Raw genomic sequence first — 20,833 nt, forward strand, 5'->3', positions numbered from 1 at the left:
CCTAGTCGATCACGCAGCCAGGAGTGTCTAGAGCGACTTTCCTCACTGCTTCATAATAGCGAACATAGCCTGTACAACGGCAAATATGCTCATTGAGGGCTTCTTCAATCGCATGTTCGAGTTGGTCTCGTTTCACTGGGTTTTTCTTCAGTTTATCAAGAAATACCGTCGCACCCGTGACGAAACCGGGGGCACAATAGCCACACTGGAACGAAAAGTTTTCGATAAAAGCTTGTTGAATTGGCGTTAATTCAACAACTTTGCCTTGTTCATCCAGTTTGGCTTGCCCTTCGATGGTAACAATATTTTTATTGTTGAAATAATGGGCACCAAAGATACAGGTACGGCTTTCAACCGTTGAGCCATCGGGCTGAATTTCCATAATGGTGCAAGCATGGCAGATCCCTTGCCCGCAACCAAAGTGGGTGCCTGTGAGGTCAAGGTATTCATGTAAAAACTCAATCATTGGCATCCCAACAGGGACATCAATAGGACCAATTTTCTGGCCGTTAATGGTCAGTGTTAGTGGCTTGCGCTCAATAATCGGAACGGCATGGTTGATTTTCATGAGAGTGCCTTTTTAATTTTATCTACCGTGATAGGGAATTCATAGAAACGCTTACCTGTCGCATGGGTTAATGCGTTACTCGTCGCAGGTAAGATAGGGATCATTCCCAGTTCTGCCATGCCTTTTGGTGGCGAAGTTTCTGATAGGGGAGGTAAGTAATCAATGGTTTGTTGCCAAACCGCAACATCTTTTGCGCGTGGCAGAACATAGCGATTAAAGTTCCATGTTCCATTACCTGGCCCATCTTCATACAGTGGCAATTCTTCCATCAATGCGTGACCAATACCCATCGCGGTACCTCCTTGAATTTGGCCTGAAACCAATTCAGGGACAATCATTGTACCGGGATCCATAATCATATGGTGGCGCATGATATCGACCTCACCCGTCATAGTATTGACGTTGAGCTCGACGAGGCAGGAAGCTGGTGTGACCGTAGTTGGGTCAGCTTTTGCGCGTTGTGTTGGTGGGTAATAGGCAATTTTACGTTTAATAAAATGGTAACCGCCAGTTGTCATCTGCTTTTTCAGTTCTTGTGGAGCACCCTCGCCATAACGAACGGATATTGCATCGAGAGGGAGATTTTTCAATCCTACAGTTGGAATATCGAACTCTGCGCGAGCCCACTGCCAGCTTGAATAGCCGTGAACAGCAACTCCGGTGATTAGCCCCATCTCATGGGCTCTTTTGGCTAAAATGTCAAAAGGAATGGGCTTCATCCCACCACCGCCAATACCATCAGATCCGACACGAATATCTGCAAATTCAACATTTAAGCCATTGAATGCTCCTCCGCCTGGACCTTCACTCCAAATGCTTTTGGCCGCAGGCCATAGGGTATTTTCTAATAAAAAATGACCCGCTTGGCGTGTACCAAATCCAATGTAATAAACACCGCTCGATGAACTCATGTCAGGGATCAGCGCAGGTGTCCAATAGGGATCAGTTTTTGACAGTTCATCTTGTTTTTTCTGATCTGCCCAACTGGTTTTGAGTGGTAGTTCTGCAAATTCAGTTACCCCAAATTCAACCACATCAGGGGCTTTGCTGAGTGCTTGCCATACCATAACTTGTTGTGCGGTTGTACCACCGGTACCAATCTCTTGCATACAATGGCGCATTGTTAGCTTGCCATTCGCATCAAATTCAAGAGAAAGAATCGTTGGAACACCGCTAGAACCATAAACTTGCTGCACTTGCGCAAAGCCAACGCCGTATAACTTACCGGGGTTTTTTGCTTCATAATCGACTTTATTTTTTTCACGATCGACCCAAATCGGGTGTTTTTCCGCAAGATTTAACATTTCGACATTGCGAGGGTCACCAGCTATTACACCACCTTGTGTATTCGGATAACCTTCTAATATGGCATTACGGCGGCGCAGTTCAATTGGGTCAATATTGAGGTTATGAGCGATTTCATCGACCATCAATTCAGTGACTGCCATCGACTGTAAGGAACCAAAGCCACGCATTGAGCCTGCTTCGACAGCCGGGGTGGCCATGGCGAGAGCGGTGAGGTCAGATTTTGGGAAATAATAAATAGATTGGGCACCACGTACCGCAACGTGTGATACGGCAACCGAGAGGTTTTCACGACCTCCACCATTACAGTTATAAGTACCTTTTAATACATCAAATTTGCCCGTTTTTTTATCACCGATAATGGTGACATCCATCTCAATAGAGTGGCGTTTCATTCCCATTTGGAATTGTTCATAGCGGTCATTTGCCATACGAACAGGTAAGCCATCAGCATAGAAACTGGCGACCATCGAATAGAAAGGAAAAACCGAATAGTCTTTTGAGCCATAACCGACGGTAGAACCTGTTAATAACACAATGTTCTCGACAGAAAAATGTTTGTTGTGCTTCGATAACTCAGCAGCGGCGTTGACGACTCCTGCAGGAGACTGTGTCGCGGTTAAAATATGCAGTGTTTTGGTTTGTGCGTCATACCAAGTATTACAGTTATCAGGCTCCATTGCGCAAGGGTCAATGGATTGTGAAAAACCATGGCGCTCAATCACAAATTTATCGGGATTCTGGCGAGCTGCAGCGATTTCTTGTTCAATTTGCCGTGCGTAATCCATTGCTTTTTCTTGTTTATCAGGGCTTTTTTCTGCCTGATGAAGGGCTTGAATAAAACCACCACCACGATCTTTACGGATCACTGGTGGAATAGAAATGGCATGTTTGGGGTCATATGGAGGCCAAACAGGTGTATTGCCATCGAACCCACCTTTAATACCTGAATCTTGATAAGGGGAAAAGATAGAAGGTGAAAGTGGTGTATCACCACCGATACGTACATATCGCGCTGCACCATAGTTAGCGGGCGGTTTTGGTCCAGTCACCATTCCATATTTTACGGTGTTTGTCGCAAAACGTAACATACGCTGTGCTGCGCTGTATTTATCGAAATCATGATAAATCAAGATGGCAACAGGGTGGCCAATAATCGGTGGAGTGTCCCCTAGAGGCACTAAAATATTGGTGCCATAGAAGCCTTTTCCCATACTGGTGTCTTGAGGAATATTTAAGCCATCACGGATAAGGTCTTCTTGTAAAACAACTTTATCAGGCTGTAAATTTGGACCTAACATTGAAATATCAATGCCTTCAAAGGTTTTATCTGCTTCTGTTGCTTTTAACATAAAGGCATAGCTTTGTTTTTTAGGCCAACCAGGAATGTCTTTAGCGCGGTAATCACGAGCAAAATTTTTACGGCCGGTGACCTTTTCAACACCATCCCAACGAAAGCGTGCTTTACCATTTTGACCTATCCAATCGGTTGATGGAGAGTCAGAATCTAGCTCCATTGCTATCGCAAAAGGGAGCTTACCCACCATCACTGCAATGCCTGCAATAGTGCCTAGTTTGATGAAGTTACGTCTAGAAATATGACCCGACATAGTGTGCTCCCTGATTATATTTTTAGGGTTTTTATTATGAGCAATGGAAGTCAATAATATTTTTTAGCCACGCATTATAAGATTGTTTTATTTCGATTTAATTTGTTCGCAATTTGATGGCTAATATCAGATAGCTCAGTAAGTTACATAAATAGTATGGGTATCTGTATTGATATATCAAGAACGAGTAAAGGGATCTAGACAAGAAAGTGAATAATACTGTTGTGGTCATCTTAATATGACAGTATTGAATAAAATAACTGAGTTTTATTAGAATGTAATTTATTTAAATGATAGTAATTCTTATTAATGAATAATTAAATCAATATGTATTTTATTATATAAAGCATATGATTATGTCGATATTGTGATAAGAGTGACTACAACGTCGGTAGCTTAAAAACCTCACATTTGTGAGATTTTTTGTTTATTTTATTAGAGTATAGAGTCGTGGTTTATAAAGCTAGTAAATAAAGTGCAATGTTACTAATATGAATTCCAATTATTACTATAAATCAATTTTGTATATAAGTGATTTTATATAAGGTGCAATGATGGTTAATATTCTTACCTCTAGCGATAAGAGCAATACATCAGGTAAAAAAATCACAGTAGGTATTAGCTCATGCTTATTGGGTGATAGCGTTAGATTTGATGGTGGTCATAAGCGCTTTCATTTTGCTGTAGATGAGTTATCAGATTATTTCGAATACCAACAAGCATGCCCGGAAATGGCGATTGGTTTACCAACACCTAGACCCGCATTGAGGCTAGTTAAATCTGACGAAAATAGCGTTAGGCTCAAATTCAGCGATGGTCGTGAAGGGGATTTAACTGAAGAGATGATTCAGTTTTCGACCACTTATTTGAGTGGGCTTTTAAATTTAAGTGGTTATATTGTATGCAAAAACTCACCTAGTTGTGGCTTGGAAAGGGTTCGAGTATATGATTCTGTTGGCAATGGTAATAAAAAGTCTGGAATGGGGCTTTTTACTGAACAATTACTCAAAGCAATGCCTTGGTTGCCTGTTGAGGAAGATGGCAGGTTAAGCGATCCTCATATTCGAGAAAATTTTATTATACGGGTATTTGCTCTTCATGAGCTAAATGAATTAAAGAAAAATGCATTTAATCGTCATTCATTAATCGACTTTCATACTCGATATAAGCTCCTTTTATTAGCGCATTCACAGCCTCTTTATCGAGAACTTGGTCGTTTTGTTGCTAGTAACAATGAATGGGATTCAATCGATTCTTATTTTGATGAGTATCGAAATAAGTTTATGAATTTATTACAACACCAAGCGACTAGGCGCAATCACACTAATGTGCTTATGCATATCCAAGGTTATTTTAAACGCTATCTGACATCAAACCAAAGACAAGCATTGAGCGCGTTAATCCTCGAATACCGCCAAGGAACACAGCCTTTATTGGCTCCATTAACATTAATTACGCACTATTTATCTGAATATCCTGATAACTATTTGAATAATCAAAAATACTTTCATCCTTATCCTCAGTCATTAAGATTGAGATATGGGTTATGATATTAAAATACTACTTCAGTATTTTAAAGTTGCTGATATGATTGGTTCTTCCAATCATATGAATATTGAATCTAAAGACCATGTTGGCTATCTATATGAGTTATTTGAAAAAATTATTGCTAATGAATGGATGGCACACTAAGCAAAATCCCCCCTTTTGCCGTGAAATTGAAAATTAAATTTGCTATCCCAGTGTTTGTGTGGCTTAATACTTCCACTGGTTTGGAAGTACAGACCTATTTATGAAAGCAAGTTTTGAAAAGTTCCCCCGTTTAGCGTTATCCCACAGATACCCATTCGTAGTGAATTCCTTCTAATTAGTTCCATAAGTATCAAGAAAAATCAAACCTATATGCCATGTGGCAACAATTAAAAATTCAAAGGAATTCAATATGTCTAATACAATGACTGGTTTAGTAAAATGGTTTAACGAATCTAAAGGCTTTGGCTTTATTTCTCCTGAAGATGGAAGCAAAGATGTGTTTGTTCACTTTTCTGCAATCCAAAGTGATAGCTTTAAAACTCTTAATGAAGGGCAAAAAGTCAGCTTCTCGGTAGAAAATGGTGCAAAAGGTCCAGCTGCTGTAAATGTAGTGGCTCTTTAAGATCGATCTCTTTATGAGATGTCCTTGAAATAAAGGTTCTCTATATAGACTCTATCATTTTGAAGCAACCAAAAGTAACCCTTCCGGTGTTAAATGCACTTTTGCAAAAGTACCATTGAAAGCTCAGACATGTTAGTCACCAGATTGGATATTTTTAAAAACCTCGCTATGGCGGGGTTTTTTTATGCTTGCTTACATTTAATGTAAAGAATTGTAAGTGTTGAATTGAAATTTTCATTAGCGACACTATATAAGTTATGCACCAAGATAAAGAGTTAATCCATACGGGCGAATGGCTAATGGTGCTTATGTAATAGGTAGTTAGTTTGATATTGAAGGAGAAATTATGTCTAACATTAGATCTTTTTCACTACTTCCAACATTATCTGATAACCTACTTTCTAGCAGGTTTGACCAAATGGATCGTTTATTCAGCCAATTAACTGGTAACCGACCATTAACCTCAGAGCATCCTTATAATTTAAAGCAAATAAATGAATCAAATTATCAATTAATTGTCAGTGTTCCTGGTTATAAAGAGGATGACTTAAGCGTATCCTTAAAAGGTGGGAAGCTCTATGTACAAGGTGAGCAATCAACTGAATTAGTTAATGATTCAGAGAAATGGATCCATAAAGGTATAACACAAAATAAATTTTCTCTTGAATTTAATCTCGGTAAGAATGTAAAAATTGAAAGCGCAGAATTATCAAGCGGTTTGTTAACATTAAATATTGAATATGAAATTCCGGAAGAAGAGAAACCTCAGATCATAGCTATTGAAAATAAAGATACAAAATAATTTTTCTGTATTTTTAACCCGTCAGCAATGGCGGGTTTTTTTGCCTAATACATGTTAGTGCAGGGAACATGAAAGCCAGCTGTAAAAAATCGTAATTGTTACTGCCACTGGCTTGGATGATGTAATCACTGCTCGACCTACTGACTCCGCTACCCGAAATTATTGGTTATTCAGACAACGAATCGCGGAGTCCAAGCAAACGTTAATACCAATCAGTGAACGCTCTTGCGAAAAAAATTAAATTTATGAAAGCCAGAGTGCTTAACAAGTAGATAGAGAATTTTAAAAAAAGTGTCATTATATCTGGTTGTTTTTTATCTTGAGCAATAATGAATAGGATGCAGGCAAGGGCAGGGATAAATACGAGTAAGAGAGCCATAGGGTTAGTATACATATATATCGATACCGCTCCCTTATGTAATGAAAATTTTATTCAATAGTAAAGTATATTTTTAACAGGAAAGCAATATGGAAAATTGAGCAGTAACGAATTTAACAATAGAGTGGTCAACAAATCCAATTGTTTAAATTGTTAATATATTAACAATTAATATAAAAATTTCACCAATACACAGATATCACTTCATAGCGGATCGAGTGATTTAACTTAAAGGGAGAGGGAACCTTGGCTACAATCGCGATCGTGGCAGTGAACTTTACAAATTCAACCAACATAAATCAATTTGTGGTTGGTGACCATTTGCAGGAAGATGATTGCGTTTTATTAAGTTGGTAATGAGAAATGAAAGGGCTTTGCAACAAGCCCTTTTGGGGAGAATTATTTTTTTGTATAAATAATTTTTTGTGTTTCATTAGAACAATTACCTACAACAGTACCTTGTTGTGAGGCTGCTTCTTCATTTGAAACGACGGTAATGGTAAAGCTCTCTTCAGGAACGCCATTGTTAATAATTTTTTGCGTAATTTCTTCAACAACGCTTTCGCATGACGCACTCGCAATCGCTGGAATAAATAATGTTATTAATGTAGCAATAATTATTCTTCTTTTCATATGCAATATTCCTTATAAGCTGGAGTCATTTAATAGAAATTCTTTTAAAAAGCTTAATAAGTATACTTAAATGAAATATTTAAAGCTATCCGTTGATAGTAGTAAAACACTAGAAGGTATCTTCATCTCTAACCCGCTAGTGTTTTATTAATCTGTTAAATGTAGGTTTTTACTGGGCTACTCTCTGTATTGCCTTACCTCCAGCCTCTATGTCTTCACCAACACCTTTAGTGGTGTTACAGGCAGTTAATGTGAAAACAACAGCTAATGAGCAAATAAGAAAACTGATTTTTTTCAACATATTTTCTTCCTTTTAGGTGTGAAGTTATAAGTTACAAAAGATCATTTTTAATTATAGCAGAACAACTTGATTGATATTTTCACTTGCATAGAGCTGTCATATTTTTAGTGTTAATACTTTAAGTATTAACACTTATTATACTGTCAATCAACATTAGCAATGAAGGGTACATTCTATGAAATTAGAAGAGATATTTATCCGTATGCTTAATGTTTTTCAATGCTTGTTAGTCGGTATTCTTTTAATATTATTATCAATCGCTTTACCACTCTGGCTATGGCAATCAAAAACCATTTAAGAACGGCGATGAGCTTATGAAAACATTAGACACAATAAATAATAGTGGCCTAGGTAAAGTCTGGTTTGCTGCGAAAGGAAGCGATAGTGGATATCAGATGAAGCACGAAATGTCGTCACCAGTATACACGACAAATTTTGATGAGTTGCCTGTGGCGAGCGCTTGAAAAGGTCATGCCTTGGGTCATGGGATTTAACTAGACGGTTTTTTACTCATCATCTAAATGGAATTTGTGTAACATTCGATGAGCAATAGGTGCAAATATCAATCCTAGAGTGGTCATAAAAACCAGACTGGTGAATACACCATAAAAAGCGAAAAAAATCTTTCCTGAAATGTTTTGCGGAACAATGTATGGACCAATTCCATTAGCTATAAAGGCACTGTTGAATGTGGCATCATGCCAACTTATGCTCGAATCAAAAGCTATATGCCCGACAATGCCAATGAGTAAAGTGGTAACGATAAGTGCAAAAGCGTAACCAAAATGTAATAGCATTCGCTTTAAAAAAGCGCGGAAAGAAATTAATGGCATATTTTTAGATTCAAACATAATTTTTCCTAAAAAGTAATTTAGTGAGGTAATTACATAATAAACTTATGTAAGATTACCTAAAATTTTTATTTTGACAATAGTGTCATAAGTTAGGCTAAATTCGCGTATTTTTTCGTTTGTTGCAATTTATATTCTCGCTAAGTTAGCATAACTGAAACTTATCAGTGGGATGGTGAGATGAACAAAAATGAACTTATGGAATATATCCAGAGTAATTATGGTGCTGTCGCTGAGTACCCATGGGCTAAGTTTCCTAGTTACATTATTTATAGACATAAAAATAACGCAAAGTGGTTTGCTGTCATTCTGACGATTTCTTCAAAGAGATTATACGAAAGCGAGAGTGATGAGATGGTTAATATTATAAACCTCAAATCTCCTCCTGAATTAGTTGGTTCATTGAGGTTAAAGGAAGGGGTATATCCAGCATATCATATGAATAAAGAGCACTGGATTACTATAAAGTTGGACAGTGGATTTCCTGAAGATGAGCTTAAAGCGTTGATTGACGAGAGTTACAAATTGACTGCATAAGCTTAATCATTGATAGTGCAACACTAAATCGATAGATGAATCTTATTTAAACTGGTTATATATACTCATTGCAATATAACTTGGAGTGAATATGAACAGAGCATCATTATCTAAAAGTTCTCCTGATGCGTATAACAAATTGATTGAGATTAGCAATTATATTGATGAGCAAGCAGTATCATTAGGATTGGAAGAAGGATTTATCCACCTGCTTAAATTGAGAGTTTCCCAAATTAACGGCTGTGCTTTTTGCGTGAGACTTCATACCCAAGACGCTCAAAAATGCAATGTGAGTATTGATAAAATCGCATTGGTTACTGTATGGGAAGAAGCAGATTATTTTTCAGAAAAAGAGAAAGCTGCATTCTTATTGGCTGAATCAGTCAATATGGTTCATGTGGGGCATATACCTAATGATGTTTATGAAAAAGCCGCGGAGCACTGGAGCGATGAGCAACTAGTATTAATTGAATGGGTATCTATCATCATAGGTTCTTTTAATCGCATTGCTATCGCGAGCCGCTATAAAGTGAAGCCGTAATTATAGCAGTCTTATTCGCTAGTCGAATTATAGGTTAATATTAGTGATACTTGTCCTATATTTACAATAAGTAAAGTGACTTCATTTTTAATCTACGTGACACTGGATCGTGCGTATTAATCAGCTAATGGAGTAATTACTTATGTTCCCAGAGTATCGTGATTTAATCTCGCAACTTCGTCAGTCAGATCCTGATTTTAGAGCCTTATTTAATAGGCATAATCAACTCGATCATGAAATAGCTAGACTGGAGCATCCAGACAGAAGTGGGTATGGCACTGATGTTATCGAGTTAAAAAAAGAAAAACTTCGTCTCAAAGAAGAGATACATCAAATACTTAAAAACCCGCCAGAATTGAGTTAAATCGATAAATTACGACAATTCATAGCCTCGCCAAGTGTGGGGCTTTTTATTGATTTTATTAGAAGTAATTTGCACTTAATCCTATATGCGGAACTACTTAGCTAAGATAGTGTGTCCGAAAAGGAGAATATATATGCCTGTATTTAACCCAATAGAAATGATCGCAGAAGTGATGATGAGCTCTATCAGTATGATTGCAACGCCTGTGGAATACCTACTTTATAGTGGAAAAATAACAGAAATATTCATGATGAATGTATTTTATATTCAACCCTAAGGGCGCTCTCAAATACATCAATAAACGAGACTTAGCATAAAGTGAAAGCTAAAGGCTTTATGCTAAGAGGAGAGTTTAAATATTATGATTCTGGATTTAAATAAGCGTCGAGCAGTGTGTGAAGTTCAACATTTAATACTGAGCTTAGTGCAATAAGATGTGCAACATATATAGATGAGGAGCCGTCTTCATATTGGGAGTATGTGCGCTCTGAAACTGAAATGGCTTTGGCTATCTCGGTGACAGTTATTTGACGAGCGAGACGCTGTTCTTTGATGAATTGACCTAAAGAGAGGTTGTTAAGTTTTCTTTCGTTCATCTGTACAGCCCTAAAATTAGTGGTGGACAATAAATAACATAGATATGTTAAACGTTAATAGGGAAGTATCTGCATTTTGGTGATGATAGGATAATTTTATGATAATTATCCTAATGTATGGTAATTCGCTCTTACTGGTTTTTTAGTGCGTATTGAACTGCACTTTGCGCATGAATTGCCGTGGTATCAAAGACGGGCACGGAAGTATCATCTCCATTTACCAGCAATGTAATTTCAGTACATCCAAGAATAATACCCTCAGCACCTTGTTCAACGAGTGATTTCATAATGCGTTGATACTCGGTTCGTGAAGCCTCAGAGATAACGCCTAAACACAGCTCATTGTAGATAATATCGTGAACGATTTTTCTGTCTGTCTCATTCGGTGTGATAACGCTTAAATTAAATTTATCAATCAGACGATCTTTATAAAAAGCTTGCTCCATGGTAAATGCAGTACCTAACAACCCAATAGTTTTAATGCCTGATTGTATTATTTTTTCGCCTGTTGCATCTGCAATGTGAAGGAGAGGAAGGTTTGATTTTTCTTCGATTTGGGAAGCAACTTTGTGCATCGTATTTGTACACAAAACTAAAAAATCAGCGCCAGCAGCTTGTAAACTCATCCCTGCTTTTGCTAAATGGTCAGCAGCAAGATCCCATTGACCGTGAGATTGAAAATGCTCCACTTCAGCAAAATCAACACTGTATAAAACAATCTTAGCGGAATGCAACCCTCCTAGTTTTTGCTTAACACCTTCATTTATTTGCTGATAATAGAGTTGGGTTGATTCCCAGCTCATTCCCCCGATAAGTCCTATAGTCTTCATTGCTAAGTACCTTATATGTGTTTTTTTCTTACTATACTGAGCGTATTTATGGGGAGTCAATCCGTTAATATCATTTTTTATCAATAATATAAATAAAGCTGAGATTATTTTTAACTGATAACTATCTTACTAGTTTTAATATTGGAGTTATCTTTCTATAATTAATCGTATATTAGAGATTAACTTCATTTTTATTTTTTGAAAGATTAATTGATAACGCACTGGGACTGTCCAGTAAATCTTTATTAAATAATATTTTATTGCTGCTATACTACTAAAGTTACTTATTTTATTTTTTAGATAAATAGTAAGTAAAATAAACCTAGTGACCTACACTGACTATTTTTTTGATGTTCAGTTTATGAATTTAAATTTTTAGTTAAGGAGTTTATGATGGTAAGTAATAATCAGGCTCGTCGTTTATTAGGGATGCCGTTTAAATTAAGTCGTTCTAAGCGTAATATTCAAGTTTCTGTGATTGCAAAGGAAAATGCTACGACTTTACCTGAAAACCTGAAAGATAAGCAATTTGTTGCGGTACAGAAAAATAAAGCAACCGAGAAGAAAACCTATCATTCCGTCAGCGTATTTTATCCAGAATATATCTAATTTAATTTTAGGGTAAGATGTGACCCTCTAGATTGACTAGAGGGTTTCTGTTCCTAAATAATAAATTCCTATCATATATCCATGTCTTTTTTTGAATTATCTGATGGTATTTTATCATTGGAATGGTTCATGATCCTTCAGTAATTTTTTGTGATCGCGACTAAGTTTCTATCTATTAAAAAAAATAAAATAGTGTGATAGTCATATTCTGTCGATAAAATCGGGAGCGAGAATAATGATAAATACAACTAAAATGGATATGTGTAGATGAAATTATGCCAATGGATGCTATTTTTTTGTTTTCTATTTATAAATGGTTGTTCAACACAATTTAAAACTGAAGATGAATCAAATAAGCTGAAGTTTAGTATTCAGCACGCTAACACGATCCCGATTAAGGATTCAGTTGAAACATTGACAGTGGCGGATATGCTGCCCGGAGATATCCTTTTGTCTTCAGCAACGGGGGTGAACTCGTGGGGGATCCGCTTATTTAGTGTGAGTGGGGTGAGTCACGCTTCTATTTATTTAGGATTTGGTCAGGTGGCAGAATCGGTTGGAAGTGGAGTCAGAATTATTCCTCTCGACCAAGCAATCACGGATTCTAATAATATGGTTGTATTACGGCATAACTTATTAACGTCATTTCATGCAGAAAAACTGCGTGAGTTTTCTACTGCTAATGACGGAGGCAAATACAACATGAAAGGGATCATCATGATTGCGCCGTGGATGCTGACAAAACGCGTGTGCGAATTACCACTAATTGGACAGACTATCCGTAATTTTTGCCTTAAAACACTGGCTACAGTGCAATTAGGGGATGATATTGAACAAGCCAACGGTTTCTTTTGTTCGCAGTTTGTCCTAGATGCGTATAAATATGCCGGTGTACCACTGTTTGAAGGGAACTCATCATGGATTACGCCTGCTGATATTTTGCACATGCGTTCAGGGGATGTACCAACCTTTATGCCGACAGAACGTTTAACCTATGTTGGACATTTGAAAAATTGGAGCTTTGGGGGCGCGATCCTCAATAAGTGATGAGGTATTGCAGGCGAAGTTTTGATGAAATACTGTTTGCCATAGAATAAAAAAAAGGCCAACTCAAACGAGTTGGCCAGCTAAACTGGAAGCAATGTGAGCAATGTCGTTGTGAAAAGACCGAGTAATTTACTCAACTATTCACGAGATAAAAGATAACTATTCTCATTTAAGAAATCAACCCCTTTTTTCATATAACTATTATAATTTTTTATCCCATCATAAATCCCAAAAATGCTTAAAAAACAAATTGATCAATAGTTTTATTGGTTTGTTTTAATGGAATCTCAGTTAATTCCTACGAAAAATATTTAACATTTTTTGCTTTTTCTCTGAGTGATGAAGTGAATTTTAGTGCTGATAAAGAAATAATGTTGTTAATTTGTAGCCGGAGATCTCATTTATCTTTTGAGATAAGAGACATTTACGTACAGTTGATTATAATTTTATTGTTAATGTTTATTCGATAATTTATCAGGAGGGCTTATGTACAAAACAATTTTGGTCCCTATCGATCTCACTGAAGAAGAGTTGACCAGTAAAGCGGTTCGTCATGCGGTAAATTTAGCGAAACAATCTGGCGCAAAAATTCACCTGATCCACGTATTGCCTATCTCTTCGGCAATTATCAATGCATATGCGCTGGGTTATATGGAAATTAAAGACCGCGCGACAGTGAAAGCAGAAGAAGACATGAAAATGCTGATGGATTCGATTGATCTTCCTCATGATGATGTCAGTTACACTATTACGTTTGGTTCACCTCGTGATGAAGTGATTAACACCGCAAAAGATATTAATGCCGATATTATTGTGATTGGCTCTCGCCGTCCAAATATTACGACTCACTTGTTAGGTTCTACTGCGGCAGGAATTGTTCGTTACGCAGAAACATCCGTACTGGTTGTTCGTTAATTTATTCTTTTTTAAAACCTATGCAATGAAGTTCTTGTAATGTTGCATAGGTTTTTTTATGTCGTTTGCAAGGTCATTGTTGAATTGGCATATCGGCATGGACTGAGTAGGATTTTTATGGAGAAATTCACTAAAGAATTAATGCGCATGGAACATTTTGTTTTACGAGTTCTGCGTTTTTATTTTTTAGCGTTATTAGTGTTTTTCATTGGCTTACTGCCTGGGATTATTGGTTTTTATTTTATTGAAGGGCATTCGATAATGGAATCTATGCTGAATGCATTATCAATGCTGAGCGGCCAAGCGATTGAGCCGGCACCAATCACCCAAACAGGCCGTTTCTTTATCGCTATTTACGGTTTATTTTTACAAAGTGTATTCATTATTAGTATTGGCTTAATCGTCACGCCGTTTATTCATCGCATATTACATAAGTGGCACTTAGAAGAGGATTAGATTGAATAAAGTGCCAAATGTTGTGGTTATTTTACTGAATTGATTTTCAGATTAGTAAACCAGTTCACGACATTTTGATTTTATTCAGACTATACTTTTGTTGGCAAAAAATAACCATTAAACCGCTATCTCATCTATTCAAAAAACGAATAAATTGAATGAGAGATACATCCTTGAGAGGGGCTTATATGAATAAAACTATTTTGGTTCCCGTTGATATTTCTGAAGATGCATTGACTGATAAAGCGTTAAAGCAAGCTATTCATTTAGCAAAAATGGATAACGCTAACATCCATCTATTTCACTCAGTACCGGATGTTTCAAGATTTTCGATGAGTTATAGCTATCATTATGATTTGCTTGCATCATTTACAAAAAAGGCAATAGAACGTTCGGAAGAACAGCTTGTTGAACTGGTTAATCATATTGTGAAAGATATGGATTTCCCAGCAGATAGGATCTCTTATAAAGTGGAGTTTGGCTCTCCAAGAGAAAAAGTGTTAGATGAAGCTGAGAAAGTTCATGCCGACCTTATTGTGGTTGGCTCGCGTAACCCAAGTATTTCAACACACTTATTAGGTTCGAATGCTTCAGGGATCGTCTCTTATGCGAAAATATCCGTTTTAGTCGTAAGATAATTTTATTGTTTAATATACAGATTGGATTCATAGAAAAGACCTGAGTTATCAGGTCTTTTTTTAGGGTAATTAAGATTTATTGACCGTTTCTTTAGCGTGCTCAATAGCTGTTAATGCTTGGCTACATGCTTGCTCTTGTGTATCTTCAGGATAACTTGCGAGGGTTTTTCTCGCGTCTTCTAATTGTGATTTCATTAATGCGATTTGTTCATTCGCATTAGGCTCATTTTTATATTGTTCTTCAGCTTGTTGAACTAGCGCATTCATTTCTTTGAAATATTTGTCACAAACTTGTCCTGCATTAGCATTCAATGCAGTCAGCGAAACAAATAGACCCAATGCAATTGGCAGAATATTTTTCATCATATTTTCACTTTCAAAAGTCATATTTCGGTCAGCATAGCATCCCATTTTTTAAAAAGACATCGACCAATGATGAATATTTCAGTGAGTTTTAATTTTTATCAAATTAATCATGCCAATATTAAAGCAAGTGGCTATAGCATAAATTGCAAACTATAAATGATAATCATTATTGACTGCGTGTAATAATAAAGTGTACATTTCAGTACATTTTATTGAGTTAACAACCCAACGTAAGGAATGATAATGAATAACAGTATTATGATTAATACTCAGAACTGGCCTGTCTGTGCTATGAATACGTTTCCAACGTCAATGATGGAAACTCAGTCATGGTTATCGGAACTTGAGCAATTATTAGCGAAAAAGACGCCATTTGTTTTAATTTATCCGCCAATGGAACCGAAAGGAAAACCAACAGCAGAAGACATGGAGTGTATGAAATTTGTACGTCGTTGGTTGAAAGAAGGAAGAGGGGCGATGGCAGAATATTGTCGAGCTATGGTGATCACATTACAGCCAGATGGGAGAGATAAAGATGAAATGGAGCGTACAGCACCGGTTATTTCATCTCTGTATGGACCTGAAGTTTTTTTAGTGGGGAGCTCCCAAGCTGCGCAACAGCAAGCCACTGAAATTTTAAATGGGCTATGATTTACTGGCACTAATTTTACGAATATAGCTAGCGATGATATCCACAGAAAGCCCAATTTGTTGATGGATAAATTCATCGCTAGGTTTAAAGTTTTCGACACAGAAAGTTTTGATAAAAACATCCGCTTTTAGCATCTCTAAATAACGGGATGAAATGCTTAACAGTGTGTCGTTATCGACTTTGACAGTCGGAATTTGTGCAAGCTTTTCGGCAAGGCGCTGATAGCTTTGTACGGGACCTTGTTCGAAAAAGAGTTGGCTAATCTCAGGGAAGCGATTGTATTCCCCTAGTATTAAGCGGTATAGCCCGATAGATTGGGGTTTAATCACATTGACTAAAAAACGCGAACCATAAAACGATAATACCGCTTCAATGCTGTCTAAAGGCGGCTCTTTATGGTCTGGTTCAGTAAAAATATCGTCTATCATATATGCCACAACTGCGGCAAATAAACCTTCTTTATCCCCAAAGTTTTTATATAACGTCGAACGGGAACCGCCCGCGCGTTCGATGATCATATCTAATGTCGTGCCTTCAAAACCATATTGCAGAAAAATATCCGCCGCAGCCGTAATAAGTGCTTGGTGGCGACGCTGTCCTTTTGGTGTTTTGGCGGAACTTGTCTGGTTCATGAAATCAATTTCCTAACAAAATGGCGGCACGAGGCTAAATTATCTGAAAGAGGTCATAATTCAGTTTGTTATTTTCCTCTATGATGTATATGAATATTATCATGTTTAAATCAATATCTGAATTTTTGTCAAATCCTTGGGGGAGAGAATGAAGGATTGCACGATTGATGAAAAAACGCAGAGAGAAGAAGAAGTTGTTGATACACAGAGAGAAATTACAAAGCTGTGTATTGAATGCGGTTTGCTGCTATTACAGCATGGGGCTGAGAGTATGCTGGTTGAGCAATTAACAACACGCTTAGGTATCGCTTTGGGCGCTAACCAGGTAGATAGTGCGATTTCATCTAACTCACTCGTATTAACCACAATCATCGATGGGCGCTGTTTAACATCGACTCGGCGGATTATTGACCGTGGCATTAATATGCATGTAGTGACTGAAGTTCAGCATGCGGTGATCCTCGTTGAGCATCATTTACTTGACCGTAAACAACTACAAAAAAAATTAGCAGGTATCAAACCATTACGTTATCCCCGCTGGTTAATGGTGGTGATGGTGGCGCTTTCTTGTGCTTGCTTCAGTTCCCTTAACGGTGGTGGTTGGGAAAGTGCGTTGATCACCTTTATGGCGAGTGGCTGTGCGATGTATATCCGGCAAGTGTTAACATCTCGCCAGATTAACCCATTGATTAACTTCTGTATTACAGCATTTGTCGCGACATCCGTTTCGGGGTTATTACTCAAAGTACCTTATTTAAATGTGACTGAAACCATTGCAATGGCGGCAAGTGTGCTGCTACTAGTCCCAGGATTTCCATTAATTAATGCGGTGGCGGATATGTTTAAAGGCCATGTGAATACAGGGATCGCTCGTTGGATGATGGCGAGCTTATTAACGCTGGCAACTTGTATCGGCGTGGTACTGGCAATGATCATTTGGAATCTAAGGGAGTGGGCCTAATGTTTTTCATTGAGCTAATTGAGAAAATGGTCTTAGCGGCTGTCCCCGCCGTCGGCTTTGCAATGGTATTTAATGTGCCTGTGAGGGCGCTGAAATATTGTGGGCTATTAGGCGCGATTGGTTATGGTTCACGAATGATTTTAATGTCGCTGGGTTTGCAAATTGAATGGGCGAGTTTTCTTGCTGCGATTTTAATTGGCATGATTGGCATCCAGTGGTCGCGTTGGTGGCTGGCTCATCCAAAAGTTTTTACCGTTGCAGCGGTTATTCCTATGTTTCCGGGGATCAGCGCTTATATCGCAATGATTTCTGTGGTGAAAATTTCTCAATATGGCTATACCCCAGAGTTAATGGAAACGCTGGTTACTTACTTTTTAAGGGCATCTTTTATTGTCGGTGCGCTCTCTATCGGCATTTCATTACCGGGATTATGGCTATATCGCAAAAAACCAAGTGTTTGATGCTCAAGAATATTTCATTGTTTGAAGTCATTAAGCAGTAAACCACGTCATAGCAAAAGCGTTAATTGATAGTGATTAACGCTTTTTGTTAATAAAGTTTGTTATCTATTCTTTGTATATTATTGCACAAATTCCGATATTGCTTTTGGTGTAATAAAATTGAGTATCAATTGATATCAAAAAGACTTATATTTCATTCAACTAGCGAGTATACATAGCGTATTCAGCAATTTTTGCATGAATAACTTGCGTGTTGTATTTAATAAATTGCTTTTTTTCCTATCAATGGTGTTATTTTGAAACAGATTTTTTATTTTTCGCGCATGATCATTGCGTTAGTATGTTTTTCCTCGTTATTTATCTCTTCCGTTTATGCTGCACCGAACAACTTCACTGAAGCGAAAACGTCCAGTAAAAGCCTCGTTTATGGTGATCAAAATCATCAAGGACAAGGAACGCTATACTGTGGCTGTGAGTGGGAATGGACAGGTAAAAGTGGTGGACAAGTTGATTTAGCCTCCTGTGGCTACCAAGTGCGCAAGCAGCAGAGCCGTGCGGAGCGTATTGAGTGGGAACATATCGTTCCTGCTTGGGTGTTTGGTCATCAAAGACAGTGCTGGCAAAATGGCGGTCGTAAAAATTGCGTCTCAACTGACCCAGTGTTTTCTCGAATGGAGGCTGATATGCATAACCTCGCACCTTCAATTGGGGAAGTGAACGGTGACCGCAGTAATTGGAGTTATGGTCAGTTACCTGCTAATGCGCCTTATTCTTACGGTGCATGTCGTAGTCGTATTGATTTTAAACAGAGAATCTTTGAGCCACGCGACGAGGTAAAAGGGCAGGTTGCACGGGTCTACTTCTATATGCATGACCGTTATAACTTATCCATGTCACGCCAACAGCAGCAGTTATTTATGGCGTGGGATAAACAGTACCCAGTGGATGAATGGGAACAAAAACGTGACCAGCGTATTGCTAAAATGATGGGGCACCATAACCCATTTGTGACGGGCGAAAGAACATGGAGTTTAGGACACAAAAATAGCGGCGATGGCTTAAACATGAGTGATAAGCCCAGTGAAATAGTTCCTCTGCCAGCACCTCAATCTACCCCAAACAAGGAAAATGAGATGCAGGTAAAAGGTAACCGTAATTCAAAGAAATATCATTTATCCCACTGTTCTGGCTTTAAAACCTTATCGGATAAAAATGCAGAATTCTTTGCTAATGAAGCGGATGCTCAAGCAAAAGGTTATCAGCTTGCGGGTAATTGTAAACCACGTTAATCAAATTTAAGCTGTAATAATGCAATGTATTGATGGGTTATTGCAGCTTTTATATGATATTTCTCACATTTTATCTGATGGGTAGGTGAATTTACACATTTCCTGTTAATTTAATGTTGCAATTCAAAAAAAACACGCGCTATATTTAATATAAGGAAACGTTGTAGGTTGATGATATTAGGGTCAATGTAATATTTATAGTGCGAGTGAATTATTTTTTATATTGTCATAATATTGTCATGCAGATTCTTTAGTTTACGAGTATCGCCTGTATAGGAGAAACTAATGAGAACTAGGTGTTTGTTAATCAATGTGCGAGACCGGTTACCACTCCATCATGAAACTGACATGATGAGATTGCTAACCGGTTTTTTTATACCTAAATTATCAACCTAAGTTACACAAGAGCTTGAAGGGAGCTCCTCTCTGTTTTGAATAGTTCGTCATCTGAAATTGACATCATCGATACCTGGAAGGGTTAATACTATGAGTAGACAGAAAGCTGCAACAAAAGCACGTCGTGAAATGAAACGTACATCACGCAAAGATCGTTCAGGGAGGTATGATATGAACAACGTTACCTCCTTCGCTGAATTTACGGGCATTGAGCCGATAGGTATGGCGAAAGAACGTCGCGATGAAACTCCGATAACACCACGTAATGAAGCCCAAAAGCTCTATATTAATTCCATCAAACACAAACAACTGATTTTTGCTAATGGTGAGGCAGGGTGCGGTAAAACCTATATTAGTACTGCGTTAGCCGCAGATGCCTTGATTAACAAGGAAATCAGTAAAATCATTGTGACCAGACCGGTATTGCAAGCGGAGGAAGATCTTGGGTTCTTGCCGGGAGATATGTCTGAAAAGTTTGCGCCTTATTTCCGACCCGTTTATGACGTATTAATGAAGCGATTAGGCGCTTCGTTCCTGCAATATTGTTTACGCCCTGAGATTGCTAAAGTCGAAATAGCACCATTTGCTTATATGCGCGGTCGCACATTCGAAAATGCTATTGTTATTCTCGATGAAGCGCAGAACGTCACAGTCACTCAAATGAAGATGTTTTTAACCCGTTTGGGTGAGAACGTAACGGTAATTGTGAACGGTGACGTAACCCAATGTGATTTACCAAGCGGCGTTCAGTCAGGTTTGGGGGATGCGTTACAGCGTTTTAGTAGCGATGAAATGGTCTCGATGGTCAACTTCACGATTGATGACTGTGTAAGATCTCAGCTGTGTCACAAAGCGCTGATGGCTTACAATGACTAATAACTAGTTTAATCCACTACACAGGCTAATTAATGTATGAAACTGCCCCAGATTAGGGGCAGT

29 protein-coding genes are annotated in these 20,833 nt (G+C 37.9%); 20 read left to right on the plus strand and 9 right to left on the minus strand.

Annotation, left to right across the window (positions count from 1 at the left end; genetic code table 11):
* Position 1 precedes the first annotated feature (1 nt).
* Both M5X66_RS07265 and M5X66_RS07270 read right to left on the minus strand, forming a co-directional pair.
* The gene (locus M5X66_RS07265) at positions 2 to 568 is read right to left on the minus strand and encodes a (2Fe-2S)-binding protein (protein ID WP_036953454.1); all 567 of its coding nucleotides are present in this window, start codon (positions 566 to 568) and stop codon (positions 2 to 4) included.
* Positions 565 to 3,483: a xanthine dehydrogenase family protein molybdopterin-binding subunit gene (locus M5X66_RS07270; RefSeq protein ID WP_154609917.1), complete on the minus strand. Its 2,919-nt coding sequence runs from the start codon at positions 3,481 to 3,483 to the stop codon at positions 565 to 567. The genes M5X66_RS07265 and M5X66_RS07270 overlap by 4 nt, the downstream gene beginning before the upstream one ends.
* A 554-nt stretch (positions 3,484 to 4,037) precedes the next feature.
* Between M5X66_RS07270 and M5X66_RS07275 the strand changes: the two genes are divergently transcribed.
* From M5X66_RS07275 to M5X66_RS07290, 4 genes are all read left to right on the plus strand, one after another.
* Complete coding sequence (locus M5X66_RS07275; protein ID WP_154637373.1) at positions 4,038 to 5,033, plus strand: YbgA family protein; 996 nt, start codon at positions 4,038 to 4,040, stop codon at positions 5,031 to 5,033.
* The gene (locus M5X66_RS18685; protein WP_154609965.1) at positions 5,023 to 5,175 is read left to right on the plus strand and encodes a hypothetical protein; all 153 of its coding nucleotides are present in this window, start codon (positions 5,023 to 5,025) and stop codon (positions 5,173 to 5,175) included. The genes M5X66_RS07275 and M5X66_RS18685 overlap by 11 nt, the downstream gene beginning before the upstream one ends.
* Before the next feature lie 250 nt (positions 5,176 to 5,425).
* The gene (gene cspE, locus M5X66_RS07285; protein ID WP_036954791.1) at positions 5,426 to 5,638 is read left to right on the plus strand and encodes a transcription antiterminator/RNA stability regulator CspE; all 213 of its coding nucleotides are present in this window, start codon (positions 5,426 to 5,428) and stop codon (positions 5,636 to 5,638) included.
* A 346-nt stretch (positions 5,639 to 5,984) separates the two neighbouring features.
* Entirely contained in the window at positions 5,985 to 6,440 is a 456-nt protein-coding gene (locus M5X66_RS07290) for an Hsp20 family protein (protein WP_036954788.1), read from the plus strand.
* A 778-nt stretch (positions 6,441 to 7,218) separates the two neighbouring features.
* Here the strand turns inward: M5X66_RS07290 and M5X66_RS07295 are convergent.
* Positions 7,219 to 7,452 carry a DUF1161 domain-containing protein gene (locus M5X66_RS07295; protein ID WP_036954782.1) on the minus strand — a complete coding sequence of 78 codons (234 nt, stop codon included), beginning with the start codon at positions 7,450 to 7,452 and terminating at the stop codon, positions 7,219 to 7,221.
* Positions 7,453 to 7,621: 169 nt separating this feature from the next.
* Complete coding sequence (locus M5X66_RS07300; RefSeq protein ID WP_036954779.1) at positions 7,622 to 7,753, minus strand: entericidin A/B family lipoprotein; 132 nt, start codon at positions 7,751 to 7,753, stop codon at positions 7,622 to 7,624.
* Positions 7,754 to 7,928: 175 nt separating this feature from the next.
* Between M5X66_RS07300 and M5X66_RS18690 the strand changes: the two genes are divergently transcribed.
* Positions 7,929 to 8,051 carry a hypothetical protein gene (locus tag M5X66_RS18690; RefSeq protein WP_255427165.1) on the plus strand — a complete coding sequence of 41 codons (123 nt, stop codon included), beginning with the start codon at positions 7,929 to 7,931 and terminating at the stop codon, positions 8,049 to 8,051.
* A 16-nt stretch (positions 8,052 to 8,067) separates the two neighbouring features.
* Positions 8,068 to 8,217: a DUF4113 domain-containing protein gene (locus M5X66_RS07310; protein WP_230082494.1), complete on the plus strand. Its 150-nt coding sequence runs from the start codon at positions 8,068 to 8,070 to the stop codon at positions 8,215 to 8,217.
* A gap of 42 nt (positions 8,218 to 8,259) precedes the next feature.
* On the opposite strand, the gene M5X66_RS07315 is transcribed toward M5X66_RS07310, so the two are convergent.
* Positions 8,260 to 8,604, minus strand: a complete 345-nt coding sequence (locus M5X66_RS07315) for a hypothetical protein (protein WP_036954774.1) — start codon at positions 8,602 to 8,604, stop codon at positions 8,260 to 8,262.
* A gap of 180 nt (positions 8,605 to 8,784) precedes the next feature.
* Between M5X66_RS07315 and M5X66_RS07320 the strand changes: the two genes are divergently transcribed.
* The 4 genes from M5X66_RS07320 to M5X66_RS07335 all read left to right on the plus strand — a co-directional run bounded on the left by M5X66_RS07320 (position 8,785) and on the right by M5X66_RS07335 (position 10,323).
* Positions 8,785 to 9,141, plus strand: coding sequence for an MmcQ/YjbR family DNA-binding protein (locus M5X66_RS07320; RefSeq protein WP_036954770.1), 357 nt, complete (start codon positions 8,785 to 8,787; stop codon positions 9,139 to 9,141).
* Positions 9,142 to 9,232: 91 nt separating this feature from the next.
* Positions 9,233 to 9,682, plus strand: coding sequence for a carboxymuconolactone decarboxylase family protein (locus tag M5X66_RS07325; protein ID WP_036954767.1), 450 nt, complete (start codon positions 9,233 to 9,235; stop codon positions 9,680 to 9,682).
* A gap of 142 nt (positions 9,683 to 9,824) precedes the next feature.
* Positions 9,825 to 10,046 carry a YdcH family protein gene (locus tag M5X66_RS07330; RefSeq protein WP_108478997.1) on the plus strand — a complete coding sequence of 74 codons (222 nt, stop codon included), beginning with the start codon at positions 9,825 to 9,827 and terminating at the stop codon, positions 10,044 to 10,046.
* Positions 10,047 to 10,179: 133 nt separating this feature from the next.
* Positions 10,180 to 10,323: a hypothetical protein gene (locus M5X66_RS07335; RefSeq protein WP_187369791.1), complete on the plus strand. Its 144-nt coding sequence runs from the start codon at positions 10,180 to 10,182 to the stop codon at positions 10,321 to 10,323.
* A gap of 82 nt (positions 10,324 to 10,405) precedes the next feature.
* Here M5X66_RS07335 and M5X66_RS07340 read toward each other — a convergent pair whose 3' ends face one another.
* Together M5X66_RS07340 and M5X66_RS07345 are read right to left on the minus strand one after the other, a co-directional pair.
* Positions 10,406 to 10,642: a helix-turn-helix domain-containing protein gene (locus M5X66_RS07340; protein ID WP_036954760.1), complete on the minus strand. Its 237-nt coding sequence runs from the start codon at positions 10,640 to 10,642 to the stop codon at positions 10,406 to 10,408.
* Between the two features lie 131 nt (positions 10,643 to 10,773).
* Positions 10,774 to 11,472, minus strand: coding sequence for an aspartate/glutamate racemase family protein (locus M5X66_RS07345; RefSeq protein ID WP_108478225.1), 699 nt, complete (start codon positions 11,470 to 11,472; stop codon positions 10,774 to 10,776).
* Positions 11,473 to 11,862: 390 nt separating this feature from the next.
* Here M5X66_RS07345 and sra point away from each other — a divergent pair, with 390 nt between their 5' ends.
* The 5 genes from sra to M5X66_RS07370 all read left to right on the plus strand — a co-directional run bounded on the left by sra (position 11,863) and on the right by M5X66_RS07370 (position 15,137).
* Positions 11,863 to 12,081 carry a stationary-phase-induced ribosome-associated protein gene (gene sra, locus M5X66_RS07350; protein ID WP_230082493.1) on the plus strand — a complete coding sequence of 73 codons (219 nt, stop codon included), beginning with the start codon at positions 11,863 to 11,865 and terminating at the stop codon, positions 12,079 to 12,081.
* A gap of 267 nt (positions 12,082 to 12,348) precedes the next feature.
* Positions 12,349 to 13,128, plus strand: a complete 780-nt coding sequence (locus M5X66_RS07355; protein ID WP_036954749.1) for a YaeF family permuted papain-like enzyme — start codon at positions 12,349 to 12,351, stop codon at positions 13,126 to 13,128.
* 486 nt (positions 13,129 to 13,614) lie between these two features.
* Complete coding sequence (locus tag M5X66_RS07360) at positions 13,615 to 14,043, plus strand: universal stress protein (protein ID WP_006660028.1); 429 nt, start codon at positions 13,615 to 13,617, stop codon at positions 14,041 to 14,043.
* A 117-nt stretch (positions 14,044 to 14,160) separates the two neighbouring features.
* Positions 14,161 to 14,499: a hypothetical protein gene (locus M5X66_RS07365; RefSeq protein ID WP_036954745.1), complete on the plus strand. Its 339-nt coding sequence runs from the start codon at positions 14,161 to 14,163 to the stop codon at positions 14,497 to 14,499.
* A gap of 188 nt (positions 14,500 to 14,687) precedes the next feature.
* Positions 14,688 to 15,137 (plus strand): universal stress protein, encoded by a 450-nt coding sequence (locus M5X66_RS07370; protein WP_036954742.1) that lies wholly within the window; start codon positions 14,688 to 14,690, stop codon positions 15,135 to 15,137.
* Between the two features lie 69 nt (positions 15,138 to 15,206).
* Here the strand turns inward: M5X66_RS07370 and M5X66_RS07375 are convergent, their stop codons facing one another.
* Positions 15,207 to 15,500 (minus strand): DUF5339 domain-containing protein, encoded by a 294-nt coding sequence (locus M5X66_RS07375; protein WP_036954805.1) that lies wholly within the window; start codon positions 15,498 to 15,500, stop codon positions 15,207 to 15,209.
* A 246-nt stretch (positions 15,501 to 15,746) separates the two neighbouring features.
* Between M5X66_RS07375 and M5X66_RS18695 the strand changes: the two genes are divergently transcribed.
* Entirely contained in the window at positions 15,747 to 16,154 is a 408-nt protein-coding gene (locus M5X66_RS18695; RefSeq protein WP_230083359.1) for a hypothetical protein, read from the plus strand.
* On the opposite strand, the gene M5X66_RS07385 is transcribed toward M5X66_RS18695, so the two are convergent.
* Positions 16,149 to 16,787, minus strand: a complete 639-nt coding sequence (locus M5X66_RS07385) for a TetR/AcrR family transcriptional regulator (RefSeq protein ID WP_154609651.1) — start codon at positions 16,785 to 16,787, stop codon at positions 16,149 to 16,151. The genes M5X66_RS18695 and M5X66_RS07385 overlap by 6 nt on opposite strands.
* A 148-nt stretch (positions 16,788 to 16,935) precedes the next feature.
* Between M5X66_RS07385 and M5X66_RS07390 the strand changes: the two genes are divergently transcribed.
* The 4 genes from M5X66_RS07390 to phoH all read left to right on the plus strand — a co-directional run bounded on the left by M5X66_RS07390 (position 16,936) and on the right by phoH (position 20,770).
* Positions 16,936 to 17,748 (plus strand): threonine/serine ThrE exporter family protein, encoded by an 813-nt coding sequence (locus M5X66_RS07390; protein WP_154599333.1) that lies wholly within the window; start codon positions 16,936 to 16,938, stop codon positions 17,746 to 17,748.
* A complete protein-coding gene (locus M5X66_RS07395) occupies positions 17,748 to 18,209 on the plus strand; it encodes a threonine/serine exporter (protein ID WP_080675670.1) in 462 nt (153 codons plus the stop codon). Before M5X66_RS07390 ends, M5X66_RS07395 begins: the two co-directional genes overlap by 1 nt.
* A 323-nt stretch (positions 18,210 to 18,532) precedes the next feature.
* The gene (locus M5X66_RS07400) at positions 18,533 to 19,498 is read left to right on the plus strand and encodes an endonuclease (RefSeq protein WP_148444747.1); all 966 of its coding nucleotides are present in this window, start codon (positions 18,533 to 18,535) and stop codon (positions 19,496 to 19,498) included.
* Positions 19,499 to 19,984: 486 nt separating this feature from the next.
* The gene (gene phoH / locus M5X66_RS07405; protein ID WP_036954719.1) at positions 19,985 to 20,770 is read left to right on the plus strand and encodes a phosphate starvation-inducible protein PhoH; all 786 of its coding nucleotides are present in this window, start codon (positions 19,985 to 19,987) and stop codon (positions 20,768 to 20,770) included.
* Positions 20,771 to 20,833 lie beyond the last annotated feature (63 nt).

It is taken from the genome of Providencia sp. PROV188 (assembly GCF_027595165.1).
GTDB classification, from domain to species: domain Bacteria; phylum Pseudomonadota; class Gammaproteobacteria; order Enterobacterales; family Enterobacteriaceae; genus Providencia; species Providencia lanzhouensis.